Source organism: Pseudomonas sp. P8_229 (genome assembly GCF_034008635.1).
Classification (GTDB): Bacteria; Pseudomonadota; Gammaproteobacteria; order Pseudomonadales; family Pseudomonadaceae; genus Aquipseudomonas.
This window is the reverse complement of the sequence record NZ_CP125378.1, coordinates 1-17,221: the sequence shown is the minus strand read 5'-3', so window position 1 is coordinate 17,221 and position 17,221 is coordinate 1. Positions and strand designations below refer to the sequence as shown.

General features: G+C 58.7%; 15 protein-coding genes, 1 tRNA gene and 2 pseudogenes. 10 read left to right on the top strand and 8 right to left on the bottom strand.

What is annotated here, in order from left to right:
* Positions 1–327 precede the first annotated feature (327 nt).
* The 4 genes and pseudogenes from QMK55_RS00090 to QMK55_RS00075 form a co-directional block, all read left to right on the top strand.
* Positions 328–1,275, top strand: coding sequence for an NAD(P)-dependent alcohol dehydrogenase (locus QMK55_RS00090; protein WP_320328333.1), 948 nt, complete (start codon positions 328–330; stop codon positions 1,273–1,275).
* Positions 1,272–1,976, top strand: coding sequence for a YafY family protein (locus QMK55_RS00085; RefSeq protein ID WP_320328332.1), 705 nt, complete (start codon positions 1,272–1,274; stop codon positions 1,974–1,976). The genes QMK55_RS00090 and QMK55_RS00085 overlap by 4 nt, the downstream gene beginning before the upstream one ends.
* Positions 1,977–2,347: 371 nt before the next feature.
* Positions 2,348–3,748, top strand: coding sequence for a GABA permease (gabP, locus tag QMK55_RS00080; RefSeq protein WP_320328331.1), 1,401 nt, complete (start codon positions 2,348–2,350; stop codon positions 3,746–3,748).
* Between the two features lie 88 nt (positions 3,749–3,836).
* Positions 3,837–4,283: pseudogene (locus QMK55_RS00075) on the top strand (AraC family transcriptional regulator); the annotation flags it as partial.
* A 5-nt stretch (positions 4,284–4,288) separates the two neighbouring features.
* On the opposite strand, the gene QMK55_RS00070 reads toward QMK55_RS00075, so the two are convergent.
* The 3 genes and pseudogenes from QMK55_RS00070 to QMK55_RS00060 form a co-directional block, all read right to left on the bottom strand.
* Entirely contained in the window at positions 4,289–5,029 is a 741-nt protein-coding gene (locus QMK55_RS00070; RefSeq protein WP_320328330.1) for an NAD(P)-dependent oxidoreductase, read from the bottom strand.
* 146 nt (positions 5,030–5,175) lie between these two features.
* Positions 5,176–5,392: pseudogene (locus QMK55_RS00065) on the bottom strand (hypothetical protein).
* Between the two features lie 142 nt (positions 5,393–5,534).
* Positions 5,535–5,622: transfer RNA gene (locus tag QMK55_RS00060), tRNA-Ser, on the bottom strand.
* 123 nt (positions 5,623–5,745) lie between these two features.
* Here QMK55_RS00060 and QMK55_RS00055 point away from each other — a divergent pair.
* Positions 5,746–6,417: a Bax inhibitor-1/YccA family protein gene (locus tag QMK55_RS00055; RefSeq protein WP_025110060.1), complete on the top strand. Its 672-nt coding sequence runs from the start codon at positions 5,746–5,748 to the stop codon at positions 6,415–6,417.
* Between the two features lie 72 nt (positions 6,418–6,489).
* Here QMK55_RS00055 and QMK55_RS00050 read toward each other — a convergent pair whose 3' ends face one another.
* The gene (locus tag QMK55_RS00050) at positions 6,490–6,816 is read right to left on the bottom strand and encodes a YceK/YidQ family lipoprotein (protein WP_320328329.1); all 327 of its coding nucleotides are present in this window, start codon (positions 6,814–6,816) and stop codon (positions 6,490–6,492) included.
* A 58-nt stretch (positions 6,817–6,874) separates the two neighbouring features.
* Positions 6,875–7,312 carry an Lrp/AsnC family transcriptional regulator gene (locus tag QMK55_RS00045; RefSeq protein ID WP_007915449.1) on the bottom strand — a complete coding sequence of 146 codons (438 nt, stop codon included), beginning with the start codon at positions 7,310–7,312 and terminating at the stop codon, positions 6,875–6,877.
* Between the two features lie 150 nt (positions 7,313–7,462).
* Here QMK55_RS00045 and QMK55_RS00040 point away from each other — a divergent pair, with 150 nt between their 5' ends.
* Positions 7,463–8,359 carry a DMT family transporter gene (locus QMK55_RS00040; protein WP_320328328.1) on the top strand — a complete coding sequence of 299 codons (897 nt, stop codon included), beginning with the start codon at positions 7,463–7,465 and terminating at the stop codon, positions 8,357–8,359.
* Here QMK55_RS00040 and QMK55_RS00035 read toward each other — a convergent pair.
* From QMK55_RS00035 to QMK55_RS00025, 3 genes are all read right to left on the bottom strand, one after another.
* Positions 8,346–10,235 carry an acyltransferase family protein gene (locus tag QMK55_RS00035; RefSeq protein ID WP_320328327.1) on the bottom strand — a complete coding sequence of 630 codons (1,890 nt, stop codon included), beginning with the start codon at positions 10,233–10,235 and terminating at the stop codon, positions 8,346–8,348. The genes QMK55_RS00040 and QMK55_RS00035 overlap by 14 nt on opposite strands.
* A gap of 80 nt (positions 10,236–10,315) precedes the next feature.
* Positions 10,316–11,356 (bottom strand): FUSC family protein, encoded by a 1,041-nt coding sequence (locus QMK55_RS00030; RefSeq protein WP_320330231.1) that lies wholly within the window; start codon positions 11,354–11,356, stop codon positions 10,316–10,318.
* Positions 11,357–11,402: 46 nt separating this feature from the next.
* Entirely contained in the window at positions 11,403–13,028 is a 1,626-nt protein-coding gene (locus tag QMK55_RS00025) for an NADP-dependent glyceraldehyde-3-phosphate dehydrogenase (RefSeq protein ID WP_320328326.1), read from the bottom strand.
* A gap of 379 nt (positions 13,029–13,407) precedes the next feature.
* Here QMK55_RS00025 and QMK55_RS00020 point away from each other — a divergent pair, with 379 nt between their 5' ends.
* The 4 genes from QMK55_RS00020 to QMK55_RS00005 all read left to right on the top strand — a co-directional run bounded on the left by QMK55_RS00020 (position 13,408) and on the right by QMK55_RS00005 (position 17,018).
* Positions 13,408–13,761, top strand: coding sequence for a c-type cytochrome (locus tag QMK55_RS00020; RefSeq protein WP_320328325.1), 354 nt, complete (start codon positions 13,408–13,410; stop codon positions 13,759–13,761).
* Between the two features lie 76 nt (positions 13,762–13,837).
* Positions 13,838–15,166, top strand: coding sequence for a D-arabinono-1,4-lactone oxidase (locus QMK55_RS00015; RefSeq protein WP_178082102.1), 1,329 nt, complete (start codon positions 13,838–13,840; stop codon positions 15,164–15,166).
* A 74-nt stretch (positions 15,167–15,240) separates the two neighbouring features.
* Positions 15,241–16,449 carry a DSD1 family PLP-dependent enzyme gene (locus QMK55_RS00010; protein ID WP_320330230.1) on the top strand — a complete coding sequence of 403 codons (1,209 nt, stop codon included), beginning with the start codon at positions 15,241–15,243 and terminating at the stop codon, positions 16,447–16,449.
* A 182-nt stretch (positions 16,450–16,631) separates the two neighbouring features.
* On the top strand, positions 16,632–17,018 hold the full coding sequence (locus QMK55_RS00005) for a hypothetical protein (RefSeq protein ID WP_320328324.1): 387 nt from the start codon (positions 16,632–16,634) through the stop codon (positions 17,016–17,018).
* The last annotated feature ends 203 nt before the right edge of the window (positions 17,019–17,221 follow it).

Genomic DNA, 17,221 nt, shown 5'->3' with positions numbered 1-17,221 from the left:
AGTCTAATGCCGATCAGTCAAGCGCAGATCCCCTGTGGGAGCGGGCTTGCTCGCGAAAGCGGTGGGGCAGTCAACATCAATGTTTGCCGGGCCGACGTCTTCGCGAGCAAGCCCGCTCCCACCATTGATCTTCGTTGCTTTGAGCATTGAGTTCGCTTACCTGATCGGCACTCGCGTGAGTACGCCAGGATCCTGAACCTGTGGAGCACACAAAACGACTTTCACAAATGGTGCCATAAATTGGCACCACCGGGTTTTATGCTGCGCTTCTCAGGCAGATATACCCATCCAGTCTCGTCGCTGCCTGCTCTGTGAAGGAACTGCGCCATGCCCGGATTTGAACGTATTCAGTACAACAACTATGGTGGCCCGGAGGTGATGCGGATCGAAGATTTCGAACTGCTCGCACCTGGCAACGGGGAAGTGGCGGTGCGGGTAAAGTTCGCCGCCATCAATCCAATCGACTGGAAGCTGCGCGACGGACAAATGAAAATCGTGACTGGCAGGGCTTTTCCCCGGGCGATGGGGATGGACTTCTCCGGGATCGTCACGGCCGTCGGTCACGGTGTAACGCGGCTTCGGGTAGGTGACGCCGTATTTGGTCTTGCCCGCTTCAAGGAAAGTGGCGCGCTCGGCCAGGCGGTGGTGACAAAGGAGACGTTCCTTGCCAAAAAGCCCGACAGTGTTTCCTTCGAGGATGCGGCATGTTTGGGCACTCCAGGCGTTACCGCGTGGAACGGGCTGATCGACAAGGCAAAGCTGCGTGCTGATCAGCATGTCTTCATCAACGGGTGTGCCGGGGCGGTCGGCGAAGCCGCTGTGCAGATCGCACGGCTTTTCGGTGCCGTTGTCTCCGGTAGCTGTAGCGCCCGGGACATGGAACGGGCCAGAGCACTCGGCGTGCAGACCGTCTACGACTACCGCACGATGGATCTCTCAACGATCACTACGCGCTTCGACGTGGTCTTCGATACCGCCGCGACAATGAAAATGTCGGCGGGGATGGCCATGCTGCGGCAAAGCGGCGTGTTGCTGGATCTGAATCCCGGCCCGGGCAAGTTCATCCGGGCGATCTTCGATCGACGGCTGAAGCCTGTTATCGGTTCGCCACGTGCCGATATTCTCGAGAAGCTTGCGGATGCTGCCCGGGAGAACAACCTCAGAATGCCCATTGGAGAAATCGTTTCGCTGAACGCAGCGATCCAGCTAATCACAGAACTTGAAAAAGGGCGCAAGCTTGGCGGTAAAGGCATCGTCGCGATGGAGCCGGAATGACCAGAAGTCATCGATTATTTGACCTGATGCAAGCACTTCGCCGACACCGCAGGACGGTGTCAGGCAAAGCGCTTGCGCATGAGCTGGGTGTGTCTTTGCGCACCATCCGCCGTGACGTCGCCACACTTCAGGAGATGGGCGCCGACATCGAGGGCGAACCAGGTGTCGGCTACATTCTGCGACCAGGATTTCTTCTGCCCCCACTGTCTTTCACCGAAGAGGAAATATATGCGCTGGCAATCGGCGCCCAGTGGGTGAGTCGCCAAGCCGACGATTCACTCACCCTCGCCGTAACGAACGCACTGGCCAAGATCAATGCCGTTCTTCCCGCTGATATGCGCTCGGCCCTGGACGACGACACGGTCTACGTGGGCCACCCTATGAAGGGTTTGATGCCTCTCGATCTGAGTCAAATACGCGGGGCACTTCGGGAGCAGCGCAAGCTGCGCATTACACTTTCGATCGCACATGCACCGGAGGACGAACAAGTGATCTGGCCGATCATGCTGGGCTTCATAGAATCCAGGCGGTTCATAGCTGCATGGTGTGAGCTGGACAGTAGATTTCGGGTGATCGGCATGGATGACATTGCGAGCGCGGTGGTACTTGCAGAGCGCTACTCTCGAAGTCGCCGCCAGCTCGTCAAGGAGTGGCGTTCCCAGGAGGTGCGGCCCTGCAACAGCGAGGGTGAAATTTGTTGACGACGGGAGGGCGTTCGGAAACCGTCAAAACCCCCTGTTTTGTCTTGAACGGAGTGCGGTGCGCCGCAGAGGCAGGGTTTCGGGAATGGTCTTAGGTTCTCCGTGACTCACGAGTCTCCAACACGACCTCCAGGTATTGGCGTGTCGATATCAGACACGATCATGGCGCAATCAGGCTACTGGATCGTTGGGAAGGCCGGCTAAGGTGACGTGTCTTCGTATCAAAATAACCCCACTCAAATCATGGGGTTGATAAGAACTGCGGCGGTTGAACGGGCTTCTTTCGGGAGTTTCTGCAGGCAACGATGGTGATCGATCGTCTGCCCGGTCAATTTTGCTTGAATGTCGATCAGCAGAGAACAAAAAAACCAATGATCAGCCCGAACTCCATGGATTCGAGTAGCCAATTGGCGCAGGGCTTCAAGCCTCGTCACGTCACAATGCTGTCCATCGCCGGGATTATTGGCGCCGGTTTGTTCGTAGGTTCAGGACACGCCATTGCCGCAGCAGGGCCGGCGGTGCTTCTCGCCTATCTGTTTTCAGGTTTGCTCGTCGTTCTGGTCATGCGCATGCTCGGTGAGATGGCGGTGGCCAATCCGGATACCGGTTCGTTCTCCACCTATGCCGACCAGGCCATCGGCCGCTGGGCTGGTTTTACCATCGGTTGGTTGTACTGGTGGTTCTGGGTTCTGGTCATTCCGATCGAAGCGCTGGCGGCCGGGCATGTGTTGCACCAATGGTTTGCGCAAGTCGATGCCTGGATGTTCGCGCTGGGCTCGATCATTGCGCTGGTGGTGACCAACCTGTTCAGCGTGTCCAAGTATGGTGAATTCGAGTTCTGGTTTGCCATGGCCAAGGTCGTGGCGATCATCGGTTTTATCGGCGTCGGTTTTGCCGTGTTGATGGGTTGGGTGCCCGATCGTGAAGTCAGCGGGTTGAGCGGGCTGATGGCCGAGCACGGCGGATTCGCGCCTAACGGATTGTCAGCGGTGGTTGGCGCGTTCATCACCATCATGTTCAGCTTCATCGGTACTGAAGCGGTGACTATTGCGGCGGCCGAATCGAACGACCCGTCGCGAAACATTGCCAAGGCCACGCGTTCGGTAATCTGGCGTATCGGCGTGTTTTACCTGCTGTCGATCTTCGTGGTGATCTCCGTGGTGCCCTGGAACGATCCGTTGCTGGCCTCGGTCGGCTCTTATCAGCGCGCCCTGGAAATCATGAATATCCCTCACGCCAAGTTCATGGTCGACATCGTCGTCCTGATCGCCGTGGCCAGTTGCATGAACTCTTCGATCTACATTGCCTCTCGGATGTTGTACTCGCTGGGCCGGCGTGGTGATGCACCGAAAATGTTGAAGGCCACCTCCTCGGAAGGCGTGCCACGGGCGGCTGTAATCGCCAGCACGGTGCTCGGCGCGTCGATCACCGTGTGGAGCTACTTCATGCCCGACGGACTGTTCGAGTTTCTGTTAGCCAGCTCCGGGGCGATTGCCTTGTTGGTGTACCTGGCCATCGCGGTGTCGCAGTTGCGGATGCGGCGGATACTGCGTCAGCGCAACGTCGAACTGACCTTTCGCATGTGGTTGTTTCCATGGCTGACGTGGCTGGTGATTGTGTTCATCTGCGCAGCGCTGGCGGTCATGATGATCACCCCGCAACACCGCACTGAAGTCACCACTACTATAGGCCTGGCATTGGCGATTTCTCTTGTTGGTCTCGCGACGTCGCGTCATCCCACGCCGGTTGCGAGGGTCACATCGGTGGGGTAGACGTTTAAACCGAACCCGATAATCCCTTCACGAATGTCGGAGGAGTTGACAGACGCCTGCATCGCAGACCGTTTTTTATGAGGACATGATGTCATCGACCCCTTCCGCGGCCGACGGTACAACCCAATCCGTCGGGTTTCTGCTGTTGGACAAATTCACCCTCATGTCTCTGGCGTCCGCCGTTGAGCCATTGCGAATGGTCAATCAACTGACGGGGCGAACGCTGTATCGCTGGCATACCTTCAGCCCCAATGGAGCGGTGGTCCGGGCCAGTGACGGCGTGCCGATCACGCCGGATACGCCGGATACGCCGTGGAGCAATCCCTCTGTGGTGGACACGGTCATCGTTTGCGGCGGTGTCGGCATTCAGAGCTCGATTACCCGGGAGCACACGACTTGGCTGCAAGCCTTGGCGCGACAGTCCAAGCGCTTGGGCGGGGTGTGCACCGGTAGTTGGGCGCTCGCTAAAGCCGGGTTGCTCGATGGCTACGAGTGCAGTGTGCATTGGGAATTTCTGGCGGCCATGCAGGGTGCTTGCGTTCAATCCGGTTGAGCGCGTCCTTCCAAGATCGCAAATCCGTCGTCAAGGGGATCGTACCCCACTACTTTTCGGGTGCTATCAATGGAAAGACGCTTGTATCTGTTATCCGAGACCCCGTGGATAACATGGAACCCGCTCAGTTCAGCCTCAACGCAATTTTCAAGTAGCGTGACAACGTCCCTGAAACTGATAAAAGCAGCGACGTCCCTGGGGCTGTGGCTTTCCCCTTGATGAAATCTGGCGACGTTTGCAATACGCACTGCAATGGTTGTCATGTGTCCATCGTTTGCATACATCGAGGCCAGCGCTTCCCCAAACGCTTTGCTGACCCCGTAAAGATTGCCCGGTCTAGGCGCCATACATTCCTGTATCTGGACATCCAATGGATAACCTTCAATCGCCTGGGCGCTGCTCGCAAATATGAACCGTTTGCAGCCTTGGGCCTTTGCGGCGAATAGCATGTTGTAGGTGCCCACAATATTCACCGGGAGCAGGGAGGTGGTGAAATCGGCGTCCGGGTTAGGGTCAGCCGCTAGATGAATCACTGTGTGTATGCCCGCGCAAGCTTCAAGACAACTGGCTTGATCCCTGATATCGAGAGAGAAACGCTGTGCCGAGTCCGGAAGTTTTGAGACGTCCATGTCGGCTAAACGCAAATTTGATTTATCGTCTTGCGCTGCCCAAAAAGCGCTACCGATCTGGCCCGCAGCACCTGTAACCAGGACTTTTGGTGTTCTCATTTCAGCATGTCCTTATGGTAAACCTCCCTCTAGCCTCCCAGCCTTGTGGTTGGTTTACAACTTCCAATAAGAACAAACGTCGATTTCAAACACGGTCGTCGCTGGCCAAATATTTTCATTTTTGCCTGACTGCTAACCGAAAGCTGTCAGTCAGGCTTCATCAAGACAGCCAAGGTCATCTTGATGAATTCCTCATTTCTGTCGATCGTCCAGAGCACCGCGGACGTTCTCGGCGACATCGGCCGATCAGCGCTGCTCGACCCAGTTGGACAGTTCCATGATGGCGGCTTCGAGGGCGAGCTGGTTTTCGTTGATCTTGAAGAGCAGGGAAGGGAGCAGGTCGGTTGGTTTTTCAGGTGGCAGAACGCCGGGGAAAGTGGCTGAAGCACGGATAGCTATGGAACTCGCCCACAAAAGTTATGGAACACATTCTGGAGGGCGTAGAAATTCTCAACCCCCAGAAACGACAAAGCCCTGAATAATCAGGGCTTTGTCGTACATAAGATGGCGGAGGCGATGGGATTCGAACTCATGGACCTGTTACAGTCGACGGTTTTCAAGACCGTTGCCTTAAACCACTCGGCCACACCTCCGTTTGCGTTGCGGGCGCCATAATACCTGAATGAAACACACTGTCAAACTCTGTGCATGGCTTGTTACAGAGCGTCTGTTATGATCTTTGCGACTGAACGTTTCAAACCAACAGGAGTGTCGCCATGCGCGAACAGGATTACGCAGTTCACAACAGCGTGCAGGCTGAGCAGCTAGAGGTTAGCCGCGTCCTGCGCAACACATACGGCTTGCTGGCGCTCACCCTCGCTTTCAGCGGTGTGATGGCTTTCGTGGCCCAGCAGATGCGGGTCGGCTACCCGAATATTTTCGTGGTGCTGATCGGCTTCTACGGGCTGTTCTTCCTCACCAACAAACTCCGTGATTCGGCCTGGGGCCTGGTGTCCGCGTTTGCGCTGACCGGTTTCATGGGTTTCCTGCTCGGCCCGATCCTCAACCGTTACCTGGGCATGCAGGGCGGCGCTGAAGTGGTCAGCTCGGCATTCGCGATGACCGCGCTGGTGTTCGGTGGTCTGTCGGCCTACGTGCTGATCACCCGCAAGGACATGAGCTTCCTCGGTGGCTTCATCACCGCCGGTTTCTTCGTGTTGCTGGGTGCGACGCTGGCGAGCATGTTCTTCCAGATCAGCGGCCTGCAACTGGCGATCAGCGCAGGTTTCGTGCTGTTCTCGTCGGTCTGCATTCTGTTCCAGACCAGCGCCATCATCCAGGGTGGTGAGCGCAACTACATCATGGCGACCATCAGCCTGTATGTATCGATCTACAACCTGTTCATCAGCTTGTTGCAGATCTTCGGCATCATGAGCCGCGACGACTGATCGCTGCTGCTGAATCAACGAAAAACCCGCCTAGGCGGGTTTTTTGTTGTCTGCGCAAAAGTACCAACGCGATCAGTTGATCACGATGCTGCCGTCCGCTTGTTGTTTGTAGATCGTGTAGGGCAGCAACAAGGTATCGAGCACACCCGATGCGGCGGCATCGATCAGCACGCCGGGGTTGGCATTCTTGTAGTCGAACACGTCGACGCCGTCCTTGAGTTCGGCGTGCATCAGGCAAAAATCGTAAGTCACGCCACTGTAGATCCGTGGTACGGCGCCGCAGTAGGTTTTCTCGTTCCTGAGCCGCTCTGCCGTCTTCTGATCACTGCTCACAACCGTCTGCACCGTCCCGCAGGCGGTGAGCACCATTGTTGCCAGGAGTATTGCCAGGGTTTTCATCACCGCCAATCCTTCGCCGGAAAAACCTCAATCTACGCCGAACATGCGCAAAAAGCACTCACGCCATCGGCGGCAACCGGCGTTTGACCGGAGTCTTCTTGACGATAGCGGTATTGGTTTCGGCCAGCGTATTGAGCCGGTCGAGCAGGGTGTCCAACTGCTCCATCGAACGTACGTGCAGGCGAGCGATAAAGCAGTCTTCGCCCGTGACCTTGTCGCACTCGGTGAATTCCGGGATCGACAGGATCTGCCGCTCCACTTCCTGCAATTGCCCTGGCAGCGGTCGTACCCGGACGATGGCCTGCAGTTGATAGCCGAAGCATTTGGGGTCGATCTCGACGGTATAGCCCTTGAGCACACCGCGCTCCTCCAATCGGCGCAGGCGTTCGGCCACGCTTGGCGACGACAGGCCGCTGATCTGCGCCAACGCCTTGAGCGAGCGGCGCGAGTCTTCCATCAACGCACTGATAAGTATCTGGTCGATATCGTCGGTCATGGGGCAACTCCGGTATTAGGCAGTTGAAGGAAACCACCCACGATAAAAAAGGTAGAAATCAAGTTTAGCCTGCTTTTTGCGCTGGAGGTGTGCGCTGTCGGCTTGGCATACTTTTGCCACGCTTTCGTCACACGCTTAGGGAGATCGATGATGGACAACACAATCCGCCGTGGCTCGTTCGAAATGACCGCGGCCATGCTGATTTCCGGGACCATCGGTTGGTTCGTGCTGGTGTCCGGGCAACCAGTGCTGGACGTGGTGTTCTGGCGCTGCGTGTTCGGCGCCGGCACCTTGCTGCTGATCTGCGCCGCGTTCGGCTTCCTGCGCCCGGGCATTCTGACTCGCACCACGTTCCTGTTGGCGGTGCTCAGTGGCGTCGCGATTGTCGGCAACTGGGTGTTGTTGTTCGGCTCGTATTCCCGGGCCTCGATTGCCATCGGCACGGCGGTCTATAACGTGCAGCCGTTCATGCTGGTCGGTCTGGCCGCGCTGTTCCTCGGCGAGAAAATCACTGCGCAGAAACTGTTCTGGCTGGCGATTTCGTTTCTCGGCATGTTGGCGATCGTCAGCGCCCATGGCGGGCAGGGCGAGAGCGGTGGCGATTATCTGTTGGGGATTGCGCTGGCGCTGGGCGCAGCGTTGCTCTACGCGATAGCGGTGCTGATCATCAAGCGCCTGACTGGCACGCCGCCGCATCTGATCGCGCTGGTTCAGGTCTGCACCGGGGTGCTGTTGCTCGCGCCGTTTGCGCACCTCAATAGCCTGCCGCAAACCGGCGGTGCGTGGGCCAGCCTGGTGACGCTGGGCATCGTCCACACCGGCCTGATGTATGTGCTGTTGTATGGCGCGATCCAGAAACTGCCGACTGCCCTGACCGGCGCGTTGTCCTTCATCTATCCGATTGCGGCGATTTTCGTCGACTGGTTCGCCTTCGGCCATCGCCTGGAACCCCTGCAATGGGTCGGTGTGGCGGCGATTCTGCTGGCCGCCGCCGGGATGCAACAAGGCTGGGGCCTGAAAAACCGCCGTCAGCTCAAATCGGTTTGAGCAGATTGCGGAACAGTCCTTTCAACTGTTGATTGCCGGCATCCACCAGATGATTGTCGTCGAAGTACAGCGGCACGCCGTCCCTGGAGCCCATGCAGTTGCCGTTGGGGCACAGGTACGGCGTCGGGTCGATCACCGTTGCATGGCAGCGACTGGCCGCTTCTTCAATCGTCGCGATGGCGATTCGGTTGCGTTTTTCATACGCCTGCAACGGCAGTGAAATGTCGGTGGTTTGCCGAAATAATCGCTGATTCAGATTCAAACCCTTGTAAACGCTGAATGGCATTTCCGGGATCGGTTTGACGATGTACACAGGATGGTTTTCAGCAATCGAGCAGACGGTGCTGACGTACTCTTCGGTGTAAGCCTCGGCGAACGGAGCCTGGCGCTCGGGAAAGGAAATCCGGTAGCTGTTTTCCCGACCAGCATCCGCGTACAGCGCCGCGCGGCTGAACAGCACCACCGGGATGCCGGCGTAATCGGTTTTCAGCCGTTGCAGTTTTTCCTGATTGAAACCCCGGCATTGGCTTTCGACGGTTTTGTCGTGCATTGCAAAATGGGCCAGGGTCGGGCAACCGCCTCGTGACCATGACAGCGCCGCCTGAGGATTTTCCATCTGCACTGCCGCGGCTGTCGATTGTGCGTGGCTGTCGCCATACAGAATCACCGACACCTCGCCGGTGCCCAGTTTGCAATCTGCCGCTGAATAGGCGTTGGGGTAGCACTCCTGCGGATACAGCTTGCTGGTGTATTGCGGCTGGCCCAGTTCGACCAGCGCCGGGCGCCAATCGGGGTGTTGCTTGACCAGCGACGACATCACGGCCGACACGGCAACCACACCCACCGTCAGCGAAGCGAACCTGATCATGGTCCGTGTCGCTGTCGCACCTTTTTTCACCTTCGATTCAACCCCATAAAAGGACAGGGCGCCGAGGGCGAACGAGGCGACAATCGCGCCGATCACGTGCGGCCAACTGTTCAACAGCCCGCACAGGTACAGCAACACCACCAGCGGCCAATGCCACAGGTACACCGAGTAGGAAATGCTCCCGGCAAACTGCAGTGCAGGCTGGGTGCTGAACAGCGACCGGGTATTGCCGTGAATCACCAGCATCGTCCCCAGTACCGGCACCAGTGCCAGATAACCCGGCCACAGATCCTGCTCGGAAAAACCCAGTACGCTGACGAAAATCGCCAGCAACCCAAGCCCCTCGCAGATCGCGCCGCCACGCGGGCTCAGCCGCAGGGGAAACAGAAACACCAGTCCGCCAGCGATCATTTCCCACGCCCGGGTGGGCAGCATGTAGAACGCGAACGTCGGGTTGAGGCGGGTCACGACGATGGATGCACCGAGCGAAATCAACGCCAGGGCAATCAGGGCAAAGCGGGTTTTGTCGCTGCCAAAGAACTTGTGCAAGCCCATGATCAACACCGGATACAGCAGGTAGAACTGCCACTCGACCGACAGCGACCAGGTGTGGAGCAACCAGTTTTCGTGCAGCGGTGTCGCAAAGTAGTTGCCGCTCCGGGCGAAGCTGAAGTTCGAGCTGAACAGCAGGCTGCTCTTGATCGTGCGGATCGTCTCGCGCAAATCGTCCATTGGCAGGTACAGGTAGCCGAAGATCAGCAGCGCAACGCACAGGGTCAGCAGGGCGGGAATGATGCGCCGGGCGCGGGAGGCGTAGAAACCGAGGAGGGAGAAGTTCTGCTGTTGCACGCCATTGAAGATGATGCCGGTCATCAGAAACCCGGAAATGACGAAGAACACGTCTACCCCGGCGAACCCGCCCTCGAACCCTGGCACCTTGAAATGGAACAGCACGACCGAGAGGACGGCCAGTGCCCGAAGCGCGTTGATACTCTTCCTGAATTGCATTTATGCGTCCATGTCACATTCCTTGTGCGGCGCATTGTAATGATGATGTCGGCTTTGTTACATGGGTTTTTCCCTGGGGCTCAGATATTCCAGCGTGGCGCGGTTTTCGCCAGACGCTGGCGCAGTTCGCCGATGTTGGCCGCCAGTTGTCGGGTCAACAGACGGTAACCGTCCAGTGCGCTGTAGACCGGTGTGTCGAGGCTGGCGTCGGGCAAATCAAGCGGGCGCTCCAGGCGTTGCGTGGCGCCGGACTTCAAGGCCCGGGCCATGCCGATCAGTTGCACACGGATCACCCGGTGCTCGGCCCGCAGCGCCGATTGCAGGTGGGTCATGGCGTCGGGATCGTTGGCATCCGGTCGGGTGTTGCCGAGGATTTCCAAAGTACTGACGCACATGCGCAGGTTGCGTTGGATCGCGTCCAGCTCGGTCATGGAAATCTTCACTTCCTTGGACACCGAAGGCATCAACGAGCGCAGTTGCACCATGACCGAGGTCACCCGGCCCATCAGCTTCAGGTGTTCATCGGCGCTGACCGCTTGGCCGCTGATGATTCGTCCGTACAGCGTGGCGCAGTCGCGCAAGGCATCGACGAGGTTGTAGCGCCACGAATACACCGCGTACAGCGGCAGGGCGAAGGAAAATGCCAGGGCCAGGGCAATACCGATCAGGATGTCGACCCCGCGCCACAAGCCGTCGGTGATCGGGTTGTCGCCATGTCCGGCGACAATGAACACGGTGATCGCCGAGAGCAGGGCGGTATAACCGCCCTTGCCGATGGCGTGATAGGAGAAAAATCCGCAGACCACTGCCATGGCAAAGTACGTCAGCCACGGCAGGCCCAGCCACGCCTGTTGCGCCACCAGCACCAGACCGACGCCGGCACCGATCAAGGTGCCGGTGGCGCGTTCGGCGGCTTTCTTGCCGATGTTGCCGTGGTGTTGCAGGCCGCCGATCACCACCAGCATGGTCACCGAGGCCCACTCACCGTGGGGCAGGTTGATGCCGGTGGTCAGCAGGATGGTCGCCAGCAACCCCAGTGCCACGCGCACCGCGTGAATCAGCCGGGCGTGCTGGTAGCGGCGGTATGGGTCCAGTAACGGACGCAGGATTCGCCGCAGCAGCGGTGGCAGTCGGGGGGTGCTGAATGTACTCAGTGCGATGTCCTCGTCAGAAGATGTAGTCGGTGGTCAGGAAGCTCGAATCGCGGCCGCGAATGATCTCGCTGATCAGGTCCTTGTTGCTGTCCTGGAACTTGGTCGCCACCAGCGTGCGGATCGAAAACACCCGCAAGGCATCGTGTACCGACAGCGTGCCCTCGGCGGAGTTCTTGCGCCCGTTGAACGGATAGGTGTCCGGGCCGCGTTGGCACTGGGCGTTGAGGTTGATTCGCCCGACCTGATTGGCGAACGTATCGACCAGCCGGCCGATCGCCACCGGGTTGGTGCCGAACAGACTCAACTGCTGACCGAAATCCGATTCCAGCACGTAATCGATCACGGTATCGAGGTGACGGTACGGCACGATCGGCACCACCGGGCCGAACTGCTCCTCGTTGTACACGCGCATTTGCGGCGTGACCGGGTACAGCACGGCCGGGTAGAAGAACGATTCGCGACTCTCGCCGCCGTTCGGGTTGACCACTTGCGCGCCCTTGCTCTGCGCGTCGGCCACCAGACCGTGCAGGTAATCGACCTTGCCCGACTCCGGCAATGGCGTCAGCGCCACACCGCTGTCCCACGGCATGCCCGGCTTGAGCGTGGCGAGTTTGGCGTTGAACTTTTCGATGAAGGCGTCGACCACGTCTTCATGCACGAAGAGGATCTTCAGCGCCGTGCAACGCTGGCCGTTGAACGACAGCGAACCGGTCACCGCTTCATTGACGGCATTGTCCAGATCGACTTCCGGCAGCACGATCCCGGGATTCTTCGCGTCCAGCCCCAGCGCGGCGCGCAAACGGTGCGGTTTGGGGTGCAGCTTCTTCAGGTCGCTGGCAGCCTTGTTGGTGCCGATGAAAGCGAAGATGTCGATCTTGCCGCTGGCCATCAGCGCGCTGACGGTCTCGCGGCCGCTGCCGTAGATCACGTTGATCACGCCGGTGGGGAAGCTATCGCGGAACGCTTCGAGCAACGGGCGGATCAGCAGCACGCCGAGCTTGGCCGGTTTGAACACCACGGTGTTGCCCATGATCAGTGCTGGAATCAGCGTGGTGAAGGTTTCGTTCAACGGATAGTTGTAAGGCCCCATGCACAGCGCCACGCCAAGCGGTACGCGGCGGATCTGGCCGAGGGTGTCCTGTTCCAGCTCGAAACGGCTGGAGCGACGGTCGAGTTCTTTCAGGGCATTGATGGTGTCGACGATGTAGTCGCAGGTGCGGTCGAACTCTTTTTCCGAGTCCTTGAGGTTCTTGCCGATCTCCCACATCAGCAGTTTCACCACCGCATCGCGCTGCTGGCGCATGCGTCCGAGGAAGGCTTCGACGTGCTGGATACGTTCGGCCACGCGCATGGTCGGCCACAGGCCCTGACCACGGTCGTAGGCTCGTACAGCGGCGTCGAGAGCGGTGAGGGCGGTGTCGGCGTCGAGCAGCGGCGTGCTGCCCAGAATCACTTGTTCATCGCCATTTTCGCCATGCAGGTAGACGGGGCTGCGCACTTGGGCGAGGGGGCCGTCCCAGCGTCGCAACTGGCCATCGACGAGGTATTCGCGTTGCTCGACCTGACCGTCGAGACGGTATTTTTCCGGGATGTCGCTGACAGAAGGGAACAGGTTGCCAAGGATGTTTGCTGTGGTCATGTCGCTACCCCGTGTTGATGTCCGCATACAGATCAAAAGTCTTTACAGGTTATACGCCTGAATGCGCCGAAATTTAAACCCGTGAATGTCACGCGAATGTCACGCCAAGGCGCACAGCAGAGCTTCAAAGAACATTCGGGAACCCTGGTTCATGATCGTTCCCACGCGCAGCAAAGGAATGCCTCAAGGGACGCTCCGCGTTCCAAGCGGACGCAGAGCGTCCGGGGCTGCATTCCCACGCAGAGCGTGGGAACGATCATCGGGGGGGGAGAGCTGGCCCCGTTTGCCCCCCTCACTGTCCCGCAATGCCCTCAACCCGCTGACGTCGCTGCCTTAAGGTGTGATCACAACAATAAGCGGCACTCACGCGAGGATTGTTATGCGGGCCATCCGACTCTCTTTATTGCTGGCACTGGCCATGGTGCTGCCCGGTTGCGGCGAAGAGCCCAAACCCCCGGCCACCCACAACACAGCCATTCCCCAGGATCCCGCACTGGCGCAGATCTACACCAACAGCTGCCAGCTGTGCCACGCCAATCCGGCCGCCAACGCGCCGCTGACAGGTGATCGCAAAGCCTGGGAACCGCGCATTCAGCAGGGCGTCGATACGCTGCTTGACCACGCCATCAATGGCTACAACGGCATGCCGCCGATGGGCCAGTGCGTCGAGTGCTCGGAAGAACAATTCCTGCAACTGATCGGCTTCATGGCCGACCAGCCCCTCCCACAATAAGGGCGCGCGCATGACCATGGATCTGACCCGGCGTCAGTTGTTGTATCGGGCAAGTATCGTCGGTGCATTCAGTGCGCTGGCGGCCAACCCCGCACTGGGGCAATTGATGCGCGCACCGCGCTTGATCCCCTGGCGCAACTGGTCGGGCGGGCAGAATTGCCTGCCGGCGGCGCGGTTGGCACCGAAAAATCTCGATGAATTGACCTCAGCGATTCGCCAGGCTCAGGGCAAGATCCGTCCGGTCGGCTCGGCGCATTCCTTCAGTGCGCTGGTGCCCACCGACGGTACGTTGCTGTCGCTGAGTTACTTCACCGGCCTGCTCGATCACGACCCGAAAACCCTGCAGGCCGAATTTGCCGCGGGCACGCCGATGTCGCGCATGGGCCTGCCGTTGAAAGACATCGGTCAGGCATTGCAGAACATGGCCGACATCGATTACCAGACCCTCGCCGGGGCGATTGCCACTTCGACCCATGGCACCGGCAAAACCTTTCAGTCGTACTCGGCGCATGTCTGCGGCATGCAACTGGTGACGGCCAGTGGCGAGGTGCTGGATTGCGACAGCCAACGGCACCCTGAAGTGTTCAACGCGGCTCGCGTTTCGCTCGGCGCCCTCGGTGTGGCCACCCGAATCCGCCTGCAAAACCGCCCGGCCTATCGCCTGCGCGAACGTCAGTGGATCGCCAAGACCGAAGAACTGCTGGAAGACCTCGACAAGAACACTCGCGAGAACCAGCACTGGGAAATGCTCGTGGTCACCCATTCCGATTACGCGTTGTCCATCGCCCTCAACGAAACCAGCGACCCGGCCACGCCGCCGATTCCACCCGAAGAGGAGGGCGGTAACGAGTTCGTGACCCTGATCGAGAAGATCGACAAGTACGGCAGCGACTTCCCCGAACTGCGCCGCACGATGCTTAACAGCCTGCGTCATCTGGCGAGTTTCGATGACCGGGTGGGCGACTCGTTCGACATCTACGCCAACGTGCGCACCGTGCGTTTCAACGAGATGGAATACTCGGTGCCTGCCGAACACGGCCCGGCCTGCCTGCGCGAAATCCTCAAGCTGATTCAGGACAAGGACCTGCGCACCTGGTTTCCCATCGAGTATCGCTACGTCAAGGCCGACGACATTCCACTGAGCATGTTCGAGGGCCGCGACAGCTGTTCGATCTCGGTGCACCAGCATTACCAGATGGATCATCACAACTTCTTTGCGGCAGTCGAGCCGATCTTCTGGAAGTACAACGGCCGCCCGCATTGGGGCAAGTTGCACACGCTCAACGCGAAGAATCTGCAGCCGCTGTATCCGCGCTGGCGCGAGTTTGTCGAGGTGCGCCAGGCGCTTGATCCGAGCGGACGGTTTCTCAACGCGCATCTGTCGTCGATTCTGGGGGTGAGCTGATGGCGGTCAATCGACGCAATTTTCTACTGGGTACGCTGGGTGTCGGTGCGTTGTTGGCGGGGGCTGGCGCGTGGCTGCGGCCGGGTGATCGCGGTGCGCCGTACAGCGAATATTTCCGCGCGCTGAACAAAGAGTTAAAGGAAAACGGCCCGATGCGCCCGGTGCTGTTGATCGATCTGGATCGCCTCGACCACAACATCGATGTGGTGATGCAGTCGGTCAGGCGTGGCGGCAAGCAACTGCGGCTGGTGGAGAAGTCGCTGCCGTCACCGGGACTGTTGAACTACATCGCGCAACGTGCTGGGACGCAAAAATTGATGTCGTTCCATCAGCCCTTTCTCAATCACGATGCTGTCACGTTCCCCCAGTCCGACATTCTGCTCGGCAAGCCGTTGCCGGTGCGTTCGGCAGAGCTGTTTTATCAATCCCACAAAGGCCCGTTCGATCCCGCGAAGCAACTGCAATGGTTGCTCGACGGCCCCGAGCGTTTGCAGCAATACCTGCAACTCGCACAGGGTTTAGGCACGCGGATGCGCATCAACATCGAGCTGGACGTCGGCCTGCATCGCGGCGGCGTCAGTGATGTGAATGTGTTGGGGCAGATGCTCACGCTGATCAGCGCCAACCCGCAGCATCTGCAGTTCGCCGGGTTCATGGGCTACGACCCGTTCGTGGGCATGGGCGTGCCGGGGATTCTCGGCTCGCCTGAAGAGCTGTTCGCCAAGGTCATGCTGATTTATCAGCACTGCGTCGATTTCACTCGCCAGCAGTTTCCGGCGTTGTGGCATGACGGCCTGTGCCTGAACACCGCTGGCAGCCCGAGTTATCGCATTCACGAAAACGAGAAGCTGAGCACCGAGGTTTCGGTAGGCACGGCGATGCTTAAATCGACTCACTATGACCTGCCGTCATTGGTCGAACACGTCCCCGCGACCTACATCGCCACGCCGGTGCTGAAGAGTACCGGCGCGGTGAAAATCCCGGCGCTGGACGACAAGTCCAAGCTGTTTTCGTGGTGGGACACCAACCAGCGTCAGACCTTCTTCATCTACGGCGGAAACTGGATGGCCGAGTTCGAATCGCCGCCGGGGTTGCAGAGCAACGGTGTGTACGGGCGCAGTTCGAATCAGGAGATGGTCAACGGTTCGAATGCCGTGGGTTTGACCGTTGAGGATCAAGTGTTCCTGCGTCCGACTCAGACCGAAGCCGTACTCCTGCAATTCGGCGATCTGCTGGCGGTGCGTGGCGGCAAGATCGTCGACACCTGGCCGGTGTACAGCTGAGGGCCAAATCATGCAGCGTGCGACCAATATCAGAGCCCGTCCACTGTCAGGTCTGACAGTAGACGGCGCGTTTGCGGTGCGCGCAATAATCGGTTTCATGGCGTCGTGGTTGAAGGGGCGAGGATTACCTTTAGGCGTTGTTCATAAATCCCTTTTATAGATAGGTGATGGAAATGGCGACTATGGGAAAGTTTGAATTCACAAGTGATGCCTGGAAGACGACGCAGGCGAATGCGCTCGACCTGAAAGAGGAGGGCTCACTGTACAAAGTGCGGGCGCAAAGAGTAGTTGGCAAAAACCGTGAAGTGTTCGATCTGGGTTTCCCGAAGCGTGAGGGCACAAACAAGTTCGACTGTTCCGAGCTCACCTCAGTCAAGTATGTTTTTGTTAATGACGATTACACCTTTCGATTTACCGCGAAGTCTGGCTCTCTGACGGCCACGAGTGTGGGAGGGACTGTGGCCGTTACTGGAACCTTCAATTTTGAAATGACCGCCGATCCTGACAGTGATTCACAAGGGCCAAAAACCCTCAGCATCACCAATGGCGTATTTGATCTGAAAAACTGACTCTCTGCATTTCTCTGCAATATCAAAAACCGTGGGAACGAACAGGCTCGATCCCACGTTTTTTACGCCTGCAGGTTCTCCTCCAAGTCATTAATGAAGCTTTTATGACAAAAGTTCGGTAGCACATAGCCAGTCCGGTCATGCCTATGTAACGCGCTTGAGGGGCCCAACGGGGCGCTTTTCACAAGCCGAGGCGGGACGCC

Excerpts from the sequence above, each read along its gene's own strand:
- QMK55_RS00070 (WP_320328330.1), bottom strand. The coding sequence starts at position 5,029 with ATGAGAACACCAAAAGTCCTGGTTACAGGTGCTGCGGGCCAGATCGGT.
- QMK55_RS00020 (WP_320328325.1), top strand. The coding sequence starts at position 13,408 with ATGCGGGCCATCCGACTCTCTTTATTGCTGGCACTGGCCATGGTGCTG.
- QMK55_RS00005 (WP_320328324.1), top strand. The coding sequence starts at position 16,632 with ATGGGAAAGTTTGAATTCACAAGTGATGCCTGGAAGACGACGCAGGCG.
- QMK55_RS00090 (WP_320328333.1), top strand. The coding sequence starts at position 328 with ATGCCCGGATTTGAACGTATTCAGTACAACAACTATGGTGGCCCGGAG.
- QMK55_RS00085 (WP_320328332.1), top strand. The coding sequence starts at position 1,272 with ATGACCAGAAGTCATCGATTATTTGACCTGATGCAAGCACTTCGCCGA.
- QMK55_RS00040 (WP_320328328.1), top strand. The coding sequence starts at position 7,463 with ATGGACAACACAATCCGCCGTGGCTCGTTCGAAATGACCGCGGCCATG.
- QMK55_RS00035 (WP_320328327.1), bottom strand. The coding sequence starts at position 10,235 with ATGCAATTCAGGAAGAGTATCAACGCGCTTCGGGCACTGGCCGTCCTC.
- QMK55_RS00055 (WP_025110060.1), top strand. The coding sequence starts at position 5,746 with ATGCGCGAACAGGATTACGCAGTTCACAACAGCGTGCAGGCTGAGCAG.
- gabP (WP_320328331.1), top strand. The coding sequence starts at position 2,348 with ATGATCAGCCCGAACTCCATGGATTCGAGTAGCCAATTGGCGCAGGGC.
- QMK55_RS00050 (WP_320328329.1), bottom strand. The coding sequence starts at position 6,816 with ATGAAAACCCTGGCAATACTCCTGGCAACAATGGTGCTCACCGCCTGC.
- QMK55_RS00025 (WP_320328326.1), bottom strand. The coding sequence starts at position 13,028 with ATGACCACAGCAAACATCCTTGGCAACCTGTTCCCTTCTGTCAGCGAC.
- QMK55_RS00045 (WP_007915449.1), bottom strand. The coding sequence starts at position 7,312 with ATGACCGACGATATCGACCAGATACTTATCAGTGCGTTGATGGAAGAC.